Annotated in this window: 13 protein-coding genes and 1 tRNA gene; 3 read left to right on the forward strand and 11 right to left on the reverse strand. The window is 50.5% G+C overall.

What is annotated here, in order from left to right; genetic code table 11:
* Positions 1–7: 7 nt before the first annotated feature.
* Both gmd and GBK04_RS12175 read right to left on the reverse strand, forming a co-directional pair.
* On the reverse strand, positions 8–1,120 hold the full coding sequence (gmd, locus tag GBK04_RS12170) for a GDP-mannose 4,6-dehydratase (RefSeq protein WP_152760038.1): 1,113 nt from the start codon (positions 1,118–1,120) through the stop codon (positions 8–10).
* Positions 1,121–1,223: 103 nt separating this feature from the next.
* A complete protein-coding gene (locus GBK04_RS12175; RefSeq protein ID WP_152760040.1) occupies positions 1,224–1,799 on the reverse strand; it encodes an SPOR domain-containing protein in 576 nt (191 codons plus the stop codon).
* 111 nt (positions 1,800–1,910) lie between these two features.
* On the opposite strand from GBK04_RS12175, the gene murB reads away from it, so the two are divergent.
* Positions 1,911–2,927, forward strand: a complete 1,017-nt coding sequence (murB, locus tag GBK04_RS12180; RefSeq protein WP_152760042.1) for a UDP-N-acetylmuramate dehydrogenase — start codon at positions 1,911–1,913, stop codon at positions 2,925–2,927.
* 25 nt (positions 2,928–2,952) lie between these two features.
* Here the strand turns inward: murB and GBK04_RS12185 are convergent, their stop codons facing one another.
* Positions 2,953–3,861, reverse strand: a complete 909-nt coding sequence (locus GBK04_RS12185) for an ROK family protein (protein WP_152760044.1) — start codon at positions 3,859–3,861, stop codon at positions 2,953–2,955.
* Between the two features lie 81 nt (positions 3,862–3,942).
* On the reverse strand, positions 3,943–4,653 hold the full coding sequence (locus tag GBK04_RS12190; protein WP_152760046.1) for an SDR family oxidoreductase: 711 nt from the start codon (positions 4,651–4,653) through the stop codon (positions 3,943–3,945).
* A 63-nt stretch (positions 4,654–4,716) separates the two neighbouring features.
* Here GBK04_RS12190 and GBK04_RS12195 point away from each other — a divergent pair, with 63 nt between their 5' ends.
* Both GBK04_RS12195 and GBK04_RS12200 read left to right on the forward strand, forming a co-directional pair.
* The gene (locus tag GBK04_RS12195; RefSeq protein ID WP_152760048.1) at positions 4,717–5,445 is read left to right on the forward strand and encodes an MlaE family ABC transporter permease; all 729 of its coding nucleotides are present in this window, start codon (positions 4,717–4,719) and stop codon (positions 5,443–5,445) included.
* 4 nt (positions 5,446–5,449) lie between these two features.
* Complete coding sequence (locus tag GBK04_RS12200) at positions 5,450–6,196, forward strand: ABC transporter ATP-binding protein (RefSeq protein WP_152760050.1); 747 nt, start codon at positions 5,450–5,452, stop codon at positions 6,194–6,196.
* A 6-nt stretch (positions 6,197–6,202) separates the two neighbouring features.
* Here the strand turns inward: GBK04_RS12200 and GBK04_RS12205 are convergent, their stop codons facing one another.
* The 7 genes from GBK04_RS12205 to GBK04_RS12230 all read right to left on the reverse strand — a co-directional run bounded on the left by GBK04_RS12205 (position 6,203) and on the right by GBK04_RS12230 (position 13,383).
* Positions 6,203–7,720 carry an oligosaccharide flippase family protein gene (locus tag GBK04_RS12205; RefSeq protein ID WP_152760052.1) on the reverse strand — a complete coding sequence of 506 codons (1,518 nt, stop codon included), beginning with the start codon at positions 7,718–7,720 and terminating at the stop codon, positions 6,203–6,205.
* A 127-nt stretch (positions 7,721–7,847) separates the two neighbouring features.
* The gene (locus GBK04_RS12210) at positions 7,848–8,459 is read right to left on the reverse strand and encodes a TetR/AcrR family transcriptional regulator (protein WP_152760053.1); all 612 of its coding nucleotides are present in this window, start codon (positions 8,457–8,459) and stop codon (positions 7,848–7,850) included.
* A 448-nt stretch (positions 8,460–8,907) separates the two neighbouring features.
* A tRNA-Gln gene (locus tag GBK04_RS12215) sits at positions 8,908–8,978 on the reverse strand.
* A gap of 65 nt (positions 8,979–9,043) precedes the next feature.
* On the reverse strand, positions 9,044–9,919 hold the full coding sequence (gene fabD / locus GBK04_RS12220) for an ACP S-malonyltransferase (protein WP_152760055.1): 876 nt from the start codon (positions 9,917–9,919) through the stop codon (positions 9,044–9,046).
* Between the two features lie 166 nt (positions 9,920–10,085).
* Positions 10,086–10,475 (reverse strand): thiol-disulfide oxidoreductase DCC family protein, encoded by a 390-nt coding sequence (locus GBK04_RS12225; RefSeq protein ID WP_152760057.1) that lies wholly within the window; start codon positions 10,473–10,475, stop codon positions 10,086–10,088.
* Positions 10,475–10,834 carry a T9SS type B sorting domain-containing protein gene (locus GBK04_RS30590; protein WP_373330918.1) on the reverse strand — a complete coding sequence of 120 codons (360 nt, stop codon included), beginning with the start codon at positions 10,832–10,834 and terminating at the stop codon, positions 10,475–10,477. The genes GBK04_RS12225 and GBK04_RS30590 overlap by 1 nt, the downstream gene beginning before the upstream one ends.
* Positions 10,831–13,383 (reverse strand): fibronectin type III domain-containing protein, encoded by a 2,553-nt coding sequence (locus GBK04_RS12230; RefSeq protein ID WP_373330919.1) that lies wholly within the window; start codon positions 13,381–13,383, stop codon positions 10,831–10,833. The genes GBK04_RS30590 and GBK04_RS12230 overlap by 4 nt, the downstream gene beginning before the upstream one ends.
* Positions 13,384–13,459 lie beyond the last annotated feature (76 nt).

Below are 13,459 nucleotides of genomic sequence, written 5' to 3' on the forward strand. Positions count from 1 at the left end.
GTGTTTTCTATTCAAAATAATTCAGCACCCGATGGCCGCTGTTCTCCAGAAGTTTATCTTGCTTAAATAATTCCAAATCGGCCATTACCATGTCATTTACCAGAGCTTTCAGATCGTACTTTGGTTTCCAACCCAGTTTGGTTTGAGACTTGGTCGGGTCGCCGATCAGCAGTTCCACCTCGGTAGGCCGGAAGTACCGCTCATCGATCGCCACTACTTCCTTGCCTTCGGCAAGCTGGTATTCTGGATTACTGCTTTTGACCACGACTCCCTTCTCATCAACGCCTTCACCTTTAAACTCCAGCTCTACACCTACCTCCGCAAAAGCCATGCGTACGAACTCCCTGATCCGGGTGGTTTGGCCAGTAGCAATCACATAGTCCTCGGCTTTTTCCTGTTGCAGGATCAACCACATGGCTTCAACGTAGTCCTTGGCATGACCCCAGTCGCGTTGGGCGTCCATATTCCCCAAATACACCTTATCTTGTAAACCCAGCGCAATGCGGGCTACGGCCCGGGTAATTTTGCGGGTTACAAACGTTTCGCCCCGTAGAGGTGATTCATGGTTGAATAAAATCCCATTCACTGCGAACATATCATACGCCTCACGGTAGTTGACCGTAATCCAGTAACCGTACAATTTCGCCACGGCATAGGGCGAGCGCGGGTAGAAAGGCGTAGTTTCGGATTGAGGTACTTCCTGTACCAGTCCATAAAGTTCAGAAGTAGAAGCCTGGTAAATCTTGGTCTTTTTGGCCAGTCCCAGGAGGCGAACGGCTTCCAGAATCCGGAGCGTTCCGATACCATCTACGTTGGCAGTGTATTCAGGCTCCTCAAAACTCACCTGTACGTGCGACATAGCCCCAAGGTTATAAATTTCGTCGGGCTGCACATCCTGAATGATCCGAATGATATTGGTTGAGTCGCTCAGATCACCATAATGCAGGTGAAAACGAATATTTTTTTCGTGAGGATCTTCGTAGATGTGATCAATGCGTTGCGTATTGAACAAAGATGTCCGGCGTTTTATACCATGTACCTCATACCCTTTGCTCAGGAGCAGTTCGGCGAGGTAGGCGCCATCTTGTCCGGTAATTCCGGTAACCAATGCTTTTTTCATAGTTCTGAGGGATGCTACCGCACCTTTGGTGAAAAGATCAAGCTACAAAAATAGGGAATGTGTCGAAAAATCGGCTCTACTTTTCTATAAAATCGGGATCAGGTTACTTAAGTGTATCCGCTGAGGCTCTAATTTCCAGTCCTTTTTTAATTTCCACCCGTTCGGGCAGGATAACCGCCGATGGATATTGCTGACGCATTTGGGCAAGGTACTCTTCCGCGTCGGCCCGGTACATGAAGTCGCCGGCCTTAACCCGGTACGAGGGCTGGGAATAACTCACGTATGGATTCAACTCCGGGAAAAGTTGATAGACAAACGACTTTGCATTATCAGCATCCTGCCGGGTGTTTCCAACGTACAGTTGAATCCGAAATCCGCTTATATACCGAATGGCGCGATTCTGCTCAGCCATGGTATCCAACACAGCCTCCAACCGTTTATTGATGTAGAGGGGTTCTTCCGTTTTGGAAGGTCGGTAGCGTGGCGGTGGATCCTTCTTTTCCGTTTCTTTCGGTTTCTCAATGACAGGTTCTACGTAAGTATAGTGGGGCCTCACTTTGCTCAGTTCTGCTTCATAACGGTCTTTTGAAGCATTTGATACCGTCTTTTTTGTACATCCTGATCCCGCCACGATTCCTGTTACCAGAAAGATCAGAATACTATACTTGTCAGCTATCATGGAGTAGACTATTCAGGATTATGGCACAAACATAACCAAAAAACGAATAAATGCGCCCATTTAGCACATGTGGTCGAGGATTGGCTACCTTTGCATTTTTTCGACTCACGCATGGAAATTCAGCAAAACGTCTCACTGCGTCCTTACAACACCTTCGGCTTCGATGTCCGGGCTCGTTATTTTGTTTCCATTACCTCGGTGGAACAGCTGCAGGAACTGTTGCGCGATCCGCAATGGGAAGCGCTTCCCAAATGGATTTTGGGTGATGGCAGCAATGTGCTGCTTACTCAGGATGTGAATGCACTGGTCATTCAGATCGCCATCAAGGGAATAGAACAAGTCCGTGAAGATACTCAACATGTATGGCTACGGGCAGGGGCCGGCGAGAGCTGGCATCAGTTTGTACTATACTGCGTCGAAAACGAGTTTGCCGGTGTAGAAAACCTCTCCCTGATTCCCGGTACCGTGGGCGCGGCACCGATGCAAAACATTGGCGCCTACGGGGTAGAAATCAAAGACGTATTTGAAGAACTGGAAGCCGTAGAAATCGCAACCGGTACCATTCAAATATTTGACGGCCCTGCCTGTGCCTTCGGATACCGGGAAAGCGTATTCAAGCGGAGTATGAAAGACCGCTACATCATTACTTCGGTGACGCTCCGTTTACAGAAAATACCTGATTTTCATGTCACATATGGCGATATTCAAAAAACCTTGGAAGCCATGGACATCCGCGAACTTTCACTACGCGCAGTTAGTGATGCGGTGATACAAATTCGTCAGAGCAAATTACCCGATCCGGCGCAGATTGGTAACGCGGGAAGTTTTTTTAAGAATCCCGAAATTCCCCGAGCGGCTTTTGAGGTACTTAAGGCCCAATACCCAAACCTGCCTGGCTACCCCGTGAACGGAGAGATAGTAAAGGTACCCGCCGGGTGGCTCATTGAGCAGGCCGGCTGGAAAGGCCACCGCGAAGGGTCTGTGGGGGTTCACGACCGGCAGGCGCTGGTGCTAGTACATTACGGTACTGGCGCCGGCCAGCAAATCAAAGCGTTAGCCTACAAAATACAGAATTCGGTAGAAGATAAATTCGGCATACAACTGTCCCCGGAAGTAAATTTCATGTAGGCAGATAGCTCACCATTACCGAAAATCATTCGAAGCATAGCGAAGCGGCTCCGAGCAAACCCGCATCATTGGCCAAAGTAGCCCGTTTGACCACCAGATTTTTCAAGTAGTGGGGCGTGAGCCAGTAGTCGAGCTGGCGCTTTACCGAAGGCATAATAAAGTCAAAAGACGCCGAAATACCGCCTCCGATCAGGATGGTCGTGATATCCAGGATCCGAATCATGGCTACCAGGCCATCGCCGAGCATGGCACCCATTTCGTCAAAAACACGCATAGCCAGCTCATCGTTTTCAGCGGCGGCGGCCACCAGACCTGTTGTAGAGATGGTACCGTCTTTGGGTAGTTGAGTTTCACCTTTGTAGGCAGCTCTCATTTCATTGGCCATGTGCAGCAATTCAACCTTTCCGATATTACGCTCCAGAACGCGGCCATGTCGGGAAGGTACGTGACCTGGCTCCATGGCATTGCCGCCTCCACCTTTGAATACTTTCTTATCAATGATAGCCGCGCCGCCGATGCCGGTACCCAGCGTAACAAAAATATAGTCCTCGGGAAGTTTTTCTTCGCCAAAGTAGTATTCACCCAATGCGGCCGCATTGGCATCATTCTCCAGATAAAAGGTATGGCCGGGAAAACGGGTGCTCAGTTCGGGAATAATACGGATACCATCGATTTCGGGTATGGCAGTGATCTCGATCAGGGTGCTGCGGTCACGGGTAATCAGGCCAGGTACCCCGATTCCGGTACGTTTGACGTGGGGGTGCTCCAGTAGCTGCAGGGCAATGGCATCGCCCAGACGCTCGACAAAGTGGCCCGATTTGCGCCAGCTGGCGGTGTCATGGCTGTAAAAGTTTGAAATCCTTCCATCAGTAGCGTCTACGATTCCCATTTTTACGTTGGTGCCGCCTACGTCTATGCCGAGGTACTGTTCCATGAATAATTATAAATGATGAGGTAAAGGTTGGTACTGTTTCAAACCGGAAAGTTAGGCATTTATACTCCAATCCGCCTAATTTTACCCAATATCCCCGGCTTGGGGACGCAGGATAATTTCTTCGACCACCGCTGAAGACGACAGATGATAAGCCGACCAGATGCTCTCGGCGATGTCTTGGGCCTTCATAAAACGCGATTCGGGCAATTCTGTCCCTGCCCAACTTTCAGTAAGAGTAGCCCCCGGCAACAGGGCAGTCACTTTGATGCCCAGCGGCTTGAGTTCTTCACGAAAGACCTTGGTCATCCCATATAGCGCAAATTTGGAGACGCTGTAAGAGCCTCCGTTCGGATAGGCCATGATACTGGCCGTAGAACAAATGTTAAAGATATGTCCTTCCTGCCGGGCGATCATGCCCGGCAACAAACCCCTTGTTACGTGGTAGGCACTGTAAACATTGGTTTCGATGGAACGTTCGAGTATGCCAGCGGGTTCTGTGTGCAGTTGACCGGGTACGAATACACCCGTGTTATTGACCAGCAGCGCCACGGGGCGATTGAGGGAGTTGACGTAGTCCACGAAGTGATCGGTGTCGGAACGCACCGACAGATCGGCCTGATGAATCAAAAGTGAAGAATTAGCATAACGCGCCTGGGCGGCCTCACGAAAACTTTCCAGCGTGTCCCTTTGCCGGGCGCAGGTAACCACGTCGAAGCCCCCTTCCAAAAAACGCTCGGCGGCAGCCCGGCCAATTCCCTTGGTAGCACCGGTAATGACGGCTAGTGGATTCATTTTTTACTTTGGGTCAATTTTTTCTAATTTTCAGCCGAAATTATCGAATACCGCTCAGATAGCATGGCCACCATCGGAAAATACTTCATTTTTTTAGGAACGCTCTTTACCCGGCGCGAAAGGATGAGGGTCTATTGGCGGCGGTTCATAGAAGAATGCGTGGGGATTGGCGTTAGCTCGGTATTGATCGTTTCCATCGTTTCTATTTTTATTGGCGCGGTATCCTGCATCCAAACGGCCTACAATCTGGTCAGTCCTATCATTCCGGTTTCTACCGTTGCCCTGGTGGTGCGCGACATGGTGATTCTGGAACTGGCCCCTACCATTACCTGCATTGTGCTGGCCGGGAAAGTCGGCTCCAATATTGCCGGGGAGCTAGGTACCATGCGGATCACGGAGCAGGTGGATGCCCTGGAAGTAATGGGGATCAATTCTGCTTCCTACCTGATCCTGCCTAAGGTACTGGCCGCGATGGTTATGTTTCCGATGCTGGTGGTACTGGCGGCTTTCCTGGGGATTCTGGGCGGATACCTGGCAGGTACCCTCACCGGCGCCGTCTCACCGCGCGACTATGTGTACGGCATCCGCGACTCATTCGTACCCTTCAATATCTTCTTCATGTGTGTGAAACCTTTTGTCTTCGGCTTTTTGATAGCCACGGTTTCGGCCTATAAAGGGTACTTTACCAAAGGTGGGGCCCTGGAGGTAGGGCAGTCGAGCACACAAGCCGTAACCAATAGCTGCATTGCCGTGCTGGCGGCGGATTACCTTCTTGCCCAACTTTTCCTGTAAAGCCATGATTGAGATAAAAGATATCGTCAAGTCATTCGGCGACAATGATGTATTAAAGGGAATCAGCTGTGAGCTACGGCAGGGCGAAACCAATCTGATCATCGGCGGCAGCGGTACGGGTAAAAGTGTGCTTCTTAAATGTACCATTGGGCTTGTCAGGCCCGATTCGGGCAGCATCCTGTACAATGGCCGCAGTTTTTACCAGAGTGACAAGGAAGGACAGCAGGCGATCCGCCGCGAAATGGGGGTCTTGTTTCAGGGAGGGGCTTTATTCGATTCTCAGACGGTCCATCAGAACGTCCAGTTTCCTTTGGATATGCTTACCTCGATGCCTCCGGATGAAAAGAACGACCGGGTGGCGTTTTGCCTGCAGCGGGTAGGTCTGGAGAATACGGGCAAATTGATGCCTTCCGAAATTAGCGGCGGGATGAAAAAGCGGGTGGCCATCGCCCGTGCCATCGTCATGAACCCCAAGTACCTCTTCTGTGACGAGCCCAACTCGGGTCTTGATCCGCTCACCGGTGTGAAAATTGACGAGTTAATTCGGGAGATTACCGACGAGTATAAGATTACCACGGTAGTCATCACGCACGACATGAATTCGGTGATGGAGATCGGCGACAATGTGATCTTTCTTTACAAAGGTCGAAAACTATGGGAAGGCGATAATAACGCCATCCTGCATACCGATGTCAAGGAATTGAAGGAATTCATTTTTGCCAACAAGCTTTTGCGCGAAATGCGCGACTGAAGGTACCTAGGCTGATTTTCCCAGGTACCTTCTGAATCGTACAGGCAGTGTGTCGCGTTCGATGAGCAGTACTATGGCCGCAAACAAAAAGAATGTCATCAACCCCACTCCCAAGTCTATCCAAAAACCGGCTCTGGGCAGAAAAGAAGCCCCAAATACCACTGTGCCTCCCAATAACACATAGCCTAATGCTGAACCTACCCGGTAGGGAACAGGATAGAATTTCTGTCCGAATGCGTAGCACAATGCCGTCATGATGACCGACGAGCTCGCAAAGGCCAGCGCGCAACCCAGATACCCCATGATGGGCACCAGCACGATGTTGAGCAACGCCGTAATACAAGCGCCCATCACGGTAAGGTAGGTACCGTACTGGGTCTTATCAGTCAGTTTGAACCAGGTTGCCAGGTTATAATAAATCCCCAGGAACAGGAAACCCAATAATAGCCAGGGTACCACGGGCAGGCCCTCGTGATAGATTTTGCGGCGCAGGAAAATCTCCGCCAGCGTGGGCAAGTTCAGGCAGATTCCTACTCCCATGAGTACACAAATGATTATAAACCATTTCATCACATCGGCGAACACCTCCGGGGCGTTTTTGTCCTCGGCTTTCGAAAAGAAAAAAGGTTCGGCAGCGTATTTGAAAGCCTGAATGGCCAGATTCATAAAAATGGACAGCTTAAAGGTCTGGCTGTAAATCCCGATGGCATCCCGCGTGGTGCGGCCCGGATAAAATCCGTCAGGCAACAGAAATTGTAGAGCCATCCGGTCAAAAAGCAAGTTGGTGACCCCGGCAATATTCATGATCATAATGGGAAAGGCATATACCCACACCGGTCGGAAGATCTTCCAGTTCCACACGAATTGGAAATCCATCAGTTCCTGTCGCATAAACCAGAAGAAGGTTAGATTGGCAATCAGGTTGGCCAGCACGATGTAGGCCGCCGGCACATCAGGGATGTAAATCAGCGCTACCAGGGGTCGTAGCGAAGATAGGTACTCCCCATCATAAATAGCCCGACAGAAAACCAGGAAGAATACATTGAGGCCAATGACCAGCAGAATATTGATGATTCGTACTCGTACGAATTTTTTGGCCTTGCCCTCCAGTCGAAGCCGCGCAAAAGGAATGGCCATGATTCCGTCCGTAGCCATTATGATCGCCATCCATCGTACCAAAGTTACTTCCTCGGGATACTCGATCAGGCGGGCCACGGGTTCGGCAAAAAGGATGAGCAGGGTCGAAATCACTATGCTGACCACGATCACCGCACTTAAAATAAGATTGTAGTAAGCCTGTTTGTCTCCTTCTTTCCTAGCAAAGCGAAAGAAGGACGTTTCCATCCCGAAGGTATAGATGATAAAAAAGAAACCGGCGTACGCGTACAGTTGCGCCTGTACGGCCAACAGTGCCGGATCGAACTGGGTATACAGGAACACCAGCAGATAGTTCAGCAACCGCCCCAGCATGGTGCTGACTCCATATGTCGCGGTTTCACCAGCCAGTTTTTTAAGTACGCTCATAGTCTTTACTTCAACAAACACCACCACTTTCCGGCTGGCTGGGGCAAATATAGGAGTTGTGGATAGCAATGTACAAAAAAGCCCTTTTCTGATACTCAGAAAAGGGCTCTACTAAGAGACTGATTGCTTATTTCTTATCCAAAGCCATGATGATGTCTTTCATGGTTTGCTCAAGCCGTTTCCAGTCTTCTTCCGACTGTAAATCCACAGTGGCAAATTTATCCCGGTAATCGGCTGAAACTGCCAGATGGTACATTCCGCCAATCAAAATGGCCAGCATGGGGCTGGTATTGGGATAATTGGGTAATTCACCTATTTTTTCATACATCTTCATACTAGAGTCGTTGCGGGCATCGGTCATTACGGGCTTGCCCGCTCCAATTTCCCAGCGAATCAGGTCACGCGTAGCCTTACGCTCCCGCAAATCGGCTAATCCTTTCGTAAGTACATCGGCCCACATCTTGGCCCGATCTTCGGGGGCAGGAATCGGAAGGTTTTCAATATACTCCAGGCTGGAAGTAGAGGTGTACTGTCCGGTTTTTACATATTGTTCCATCAGGCCGTCGACTCCTCCGAAATACCGGTAGATGAGCACTTTGTTAACACCTGCTTCGCGGGCGATCAGATTGACCCCCACTTTTTCGGTGCCGTATTTTTCAATCACCTCACCAACGGCTTTCAGAATCTTGCCTTTGGTACGTTCGCGATCACGCTTTTTTACTTTTGCCTGTGTAGCCATTTTACTTTTTAGTTTTAGGGGTGTATAGAATGAATAATTGGAGCAAATTAGAAGGGAATATTATTTACAAAATATCAATATTGTACCACTTGCCAGTGCCGAGTTACTCAGCAACAAAGCGGTTATAAAGTGGTTATATAAATTAGCTAAAAGGCTTGCTTAATGTCTAAGCAGTAAACGGGAAGTCGTAAGACTTACGGCGTGTTACGGGAATATTATCAATTCGGTGTCCAATATACGGAAAATGTTAACTTGTATAATTAATTTTAGAAAAAAAGTTACTAAAATTAACCAGGTTAAAAAAAAGTCACACTTTCCGGATGTGGATTAGATCTTCAGCGTTGCGTTATCCCTATCCTTCTTTGCGACTTTTCAAGTGGAAGTTTAAACTTGTCGCATAAGGTCATAAAAAAAGTCCCATCCATAGGGAATGAGACTTTACCTTCTGTTGGCGGGCAAGGATTCGAACCCTGACTAAGAGAACCAAAATCTCCTGTGCTACCTTTACACCACCTGCCAATCCTGAAATGGTGGTGCAAAAGTAAGGGGAATGGTATTCTGTGTCAAGTAATACCTGAAAAAAATTACAGACCTGCGGTTTCCACCTCGCTGGCTATCTTTCGCACCAAACCCTGTAGTACTTTTCCGGGTCCACACTCAACGAAAGAAGTAGCACCGTCGGCTACCATTCTCTCGACGGATTGGGTCCAGCGAACGGGGGCCGTGAGTTGGGCAATCAGATTGGTCTTGATCGAGTCAATATCGGTTGAGGGACAAGCCGTAACGTTTTGGTAAATCGGGCAACGGGGAGGTTGTAAGCGGGTTTGCTCAATGGCCTTCGCTAATTCCTCGCGGGCAGGCTCCATGAGGGGCGAATGAAACGCGCCGCCGACCGGCAATGGTAGTGCGCGCTTAGCACCGGCCTCTTTCAATTTTTCGCATGCGATCCGGATACCCTCCATGGTACCCGAAATAACAACCTGGCCCGGACAATTATAGTTGGCCGGAACGATGATTTCGTCTTTAATCGAAGCGCACACCTCTTCTATGACTTCATCAGGAAGCCCCAGAATGGCCGCCATCGTAGAAGGCTGTATTTCACAGGCTTTCTGCATGGCATCAGCGCGCTGAGCTACCAGTTTCAGGCCATCCTCAAAAGATAGTCCTCCCGCCGCCACCAGGGCGGAGAATTCACCCAGAGAGTGGCCTGCTACCATGGCGGGGTCAAAATTGGGCGTCACGGTAGCCAGTACCACGGAATGCAGAAATATGGCGGGTTGGGTTACGTTAGTCTGTTTGAGTTCTTCATCCGTACCTTCAAACATGATCCGGGTAAGCTCGAAGTCCAGGATTTTATTGGCCTGTTCGAAGAGATGCTGAGCCTGAGATGAAGATTGGTATAAGTCCGCACCCATACCTTTGAATTGAGATCCCTGGCCGGGAAAAACGTATGCCTTCATATTACGTGTTAATTGTGACGGGGTCCGTTACGCCGGAGCGGCCCGTACGATGATAGGATAAGTGAATAGATCGAATGTTAACTGTCCCATTTTTGGAAACGATACGAGCTAACAAGGCCAATAAAGCATTATTCTCCTATTCTATCAAATACCCCCCCAAATTGGTTCACAGAAAACGAGCGCGTAATTGGGGGGTAGGCAGGCGGCATTCCGTACGTTTGCCAAACCAGCGGTACCTATTTTGGGCTATGCGGGTATAGAGCCAATCGCGCCAGGCACGGGGTATTATTCTGAAACCATACAGGAGCGACCACCCTCCGCCCAGTAGTTTCATTACTTCCACCGCGGCCTCCGATTTCTGGTAGGGTTTCCCGTTCACTAATAGAATAAAACTGTCGTAGTCCTGCGCGAGAAGACCCAAACGTTGGAGTACTACTTTGCCGGCTTCGGATTGCAGGGAGGCAAATTTTAGCCTCCCTTTCTTGTCCCGATCAATCAAGAAATTGACGGCGCTATTGCACAGATTACACACGCCATCAAAATATACCACATTCATCAGCGCAGCAATTGAATCCAGCCTTTCAGGATCAGGGGTTGCCCCGGCCTGACGACCGATTCGAAGGTCACGCTGGCTTCATAGTAGTACTGGCCAGCAGCGGCGTCCTGTCCGCCGGTGGTCTTGCCGTTCCAGTTAATGTCCAGATCGGTCGTTTCAAACACTTTTACCCCCCAGCGATTGTAGACTCTGAACGTAACAGTTTCTATAAAGGTAGGGCAGTTCAGTGGCTTGAAAGTATCGTTTTTCCCATCGCCATTCGGAGTAAACACATTGGGCAGGGCAAACTGGGGACAGTTGTCCTTGCATACCAGGTTACTCGGCGCACTTTCATTGCCATAGCGGTTCACCGCCGTCACGTAGTAGCATCCCGCAAAGGAACTGAGGCCGGAGTGAGCATACGTAGTTGCCGGGGGGTAGGTGGAGGCAACACGGACGTGAGCAACGCCGGGGTTTCATCGGCATAACGGGCGTAGTATATATTGTAGCTCACTACATTAGGGTCACAATCGTTACCCTGTGCATTTTTGGCCGGATACACCCACGACAGATTATTGGTAAAAGTTGTCTGATTGCAATATTCGTCGGGCGCTATCTGGCTGCAATCCAGCGTATCCAGGCTCAACACGGGCGGACAGGGCTTGATGGTATCAAGTGGTGCCACGCAAATCTTCTGCGAGAAGTTCAGCAGGATGGCGGGTTTGATCCGCTCGTTACCGTAGGTACCTACCGTCTCTACCCGATAGCAGTACACCGAGTCGGCGGACAGTGTCACATTCACGGTACCATCGGCAGTATATTTATCGGTACCGTCGTCGAGGTAGGTGAATGTCTGGGGACCTTGCACGGCTACTTCGGCAATCTGGTTGTAAGTACCTGGCCTACCCGGATTTTCCCGGTAAACCCTATGACGCTGGTTGGTATTCATCCAGGGTACGTTAGCCTCCCATTGCAGCCTGACCTGCCGCGATTGGGCCTGTCCCTGCTCCAGACGGACGCTGCTGGCGGGTTCACTGGTATCCAGCTTGACGAGGGTACCATTCTGCGTGAAATAGTATTCCAGCTGATAGCGGTACGCATTAGCTGTCGTATTCAGATCCTTATCCACAAACAGTGTGTCGGGCTGGCCGGGCTGCAAGGTTGTGTTTATTGTAGCCACAAGCGTAAAGTTAGTACCGGTAAGGCCCGTGGCGCGGAAAAGCCGGTATTGCGAAGGCCCTTCCAAAGTAGCCGGATCTACGCCGATTGGGCGCGTCCATTTCACGGTGATGATCCCGCTGGTGGTGCTGGTCGAATCTACGGTCACGTTGGTAATGACAGGTACCAGTAGGGGCAGATCCAGACAGAATTCTGCCGAAGGCAAGCTACTGCCCCCGCCGTTGAGGTAGCCCGGTTCGTCGATGTTGGCACCGGGCCGCGGGAATTCCACTACGAGGCGGTAGCTATATTTCACGCCACGCCGCAGTCCCTGCGCATTGTTATTGTCCACAAAGGCATTCGTGCCTACGGGTACGCGGCCTACTTCTATATAGCCCAGGCCGGGAGGTAGGCCGGGCTGACAGGCATCGGCCTGGTAGTCAGAACATCCTTCTTTTCGATAGATAACTACCTGAGCACCGGGGACCTGGCACTGGTAATTATTCCAGGTGAGACGGAAGGCCCGGCCCGAAGCATCCGCGGTAGGAGTAGCCTGCAGGTTTTGTGGGCGGGGACCGTACACCCGTATTCGGAAGGTCTTGATATCCACGAGTTTCCGGAAGAGCGACGGATTTGGAAAATTCGGCCCGGCGTTATCTTCCACCTTGAAAAGTACATCGTAAGGCTCTAACCGGATGTGGTCACAACTGGTCTGCCAACGGAATACACCTCCTGCCTCACCCAGCGGATTGGGCTGATTGGCGATAAATTGGGCTACCTGCGGATCAATCAGGTCAGTACGGTACACCCCACCGCTGGTGGTCAGAATCAGACGGTCTCCGTTCTTGTCAGTCGCTTTAATCACCTGCTGAATGAGGGTACCCGCCTCCACGCACAGATCGGGGATCGAGTCGAGCTTAGGCCGATCGTTGCGGGCCTCTACGACGATAATCTGCATATCCCGTACAATCTCCCCAATTTTGATTCCGTTACGCCATTCTTCCACGACAAAAGCCACGTTGTAGTAGCCCGGAATCGATGGCGAATCCCAGCTAAGGTCGCCTGTTATGGCATCGATCCCAAAAGTCGCCGGAATTTGTCCGTCCTCCGTCATGCCCGGCGACGTGGAGCCTGGCAGCTGAACCCGGTTAGGGTCCATGTATTGCACATTCGTACCGCCCGGACGACCCGGCACGCCTTGCTGCGGCACCACCAGGCGGTACGCCAGGCTATCGCCGTCGGCATCGTAGGCATTCGGGTTGTGAATGTATTTTTGTCCCACCGCAGCCAGGTCAATCGGAGCATTCAGCAACACCGGCGTACGGTTCTGGCCCAGGCTGGCATTGATGACGAGGGTACTTTTTACATAAAAGCTAAGCTCCTGCGTAGGGGGCGGGCCAATGTTCAGCACATTGTTATTGCGCTTATCGAGGTTGGTGGAAATCTCGAACCGTCCGGGCGCGGGAAAGGTATAGGTAAACGTATATTCGTTCCGCGTGGTGTTGTTCCCAATATCGGTGATGGGCATTTTGCGGGGTACCTTGAAGGGACCGACGCTCCCAATGAAGAACTCGACATCCACCTGCGCATCAGCGGCCGGTTTCCCATTTTGAATATCAAAATAGCCGGTGAAGGTGATTTCATAGGTCAGCGAGGTGCTTGATATCCGCTTGGCCGTAATCTCGCCGGCTCGCACGTGCGTGGCTCGGGCCTCGTATACAGACAGAATCAGGGATAGGAAAAAAAATATCGAGCGTATTAGTGGGCGCATGAATTAGGGCTGCTTAACTGAATCAATATTACCTTGAACGAAAAAGAAAGAAAAAAATATGTACTCGTCCGTTTTT

The organism is Salmonirosea aquatica (genome assembly GCF_009296315.1).
Lineage (GTDB): Bacteria > Bacteroidota > Bacteroidia > Cytophagales > Spirosomataceae > Salmonirosea > Salmonirosea aquatica.

Excerpts from the sequence above, each read along its gene's own strand:
- GBK04_RS12175 (WP_152760040.1), bottom strand. The coding sequence starts at position 1,799 with ATGATAGCTGACAAGTATAGTATTCTGATCTTTCTGGTAACAGGAATC.
- GBK04_RS12225 (WP_152760057.1), bottom strand. The coding sequence starts at position 10,475 with ATGAATGTGGTATATTTTGATGGCGTGTGTAATCTGTGCAATAGCGCC.
- GBK04_RS12190 (WP_152760046.1), bottom strand. The coding sequence starts at position 4,653 with ATGAATCCACTAGCCGTCATTACCGGTGCTACCAAGGGAATTGGCCGG.
- gmd (WP_152760038.1), bottom strand. The coding sequence starts at position 1,120 with ATGAAAAAAGCATTGGTTACCGGAATTACCGGACAAGATGGCGCCTAC.
- GBK04_RS12210 (WP_152760053.1), bottom strand. The coding sequence starts at position 8,459 with ATGGCTACACAGGCAAAAGTAAAAAAGCGTGATCGCGAACGTACCAAA.
- GBK04_RS12185 (WP_152760044.1), bottom strand. The coding sequence starts at position 3,861 with ATGGAACAGTACCTCGGCATAGACGTAGGCGGCACCAACGTAAAAATG.
- GBK04_RS12230 (WP_373330919.1), bottom strand. The coding sequence starts at position 13,383 with ATGCGCCCACTAATACGCTCGATATTTTTTTTCCTATCCCTGATTCTG.
- murB (WP_152760042.1), top strand. The coding sequence starts at position 1,911 with ATGGAAATTCAGCAAAACGTCTCACTGCGTCCTTACAACACCTTCGGC.
- GBK04_RS12200 (WP_152760050.1), top strand. The coding sequence starts at position 5,450 with ATGATTGAGATAAAAGATATCGTCAAGTCATTCGGCGACAATGATGTA.
- GBK04_RS12195 (WP_152760048.1), top strand. The coding sequence starts at position 4,717 with ATGGCCACCATCGGAAAATACTTCATTTTTTTAGGAACGCTCTTTACC.
- GBK04_RS12205 (WP_152760052.1), bottom strand. The coding sequence starts at position 7,720 with ATGAGCGTACTTAAAAAACTGGCTGGTGAAACCGCGACATATGGAGTC.
- fabD (WP_152760055.1), bottom strand. The coding sequence starts at position 9,919 with ATGAAGGCATACGTTTTTCCCGGCCAGGGATCTCAATTCAAAGGTATG.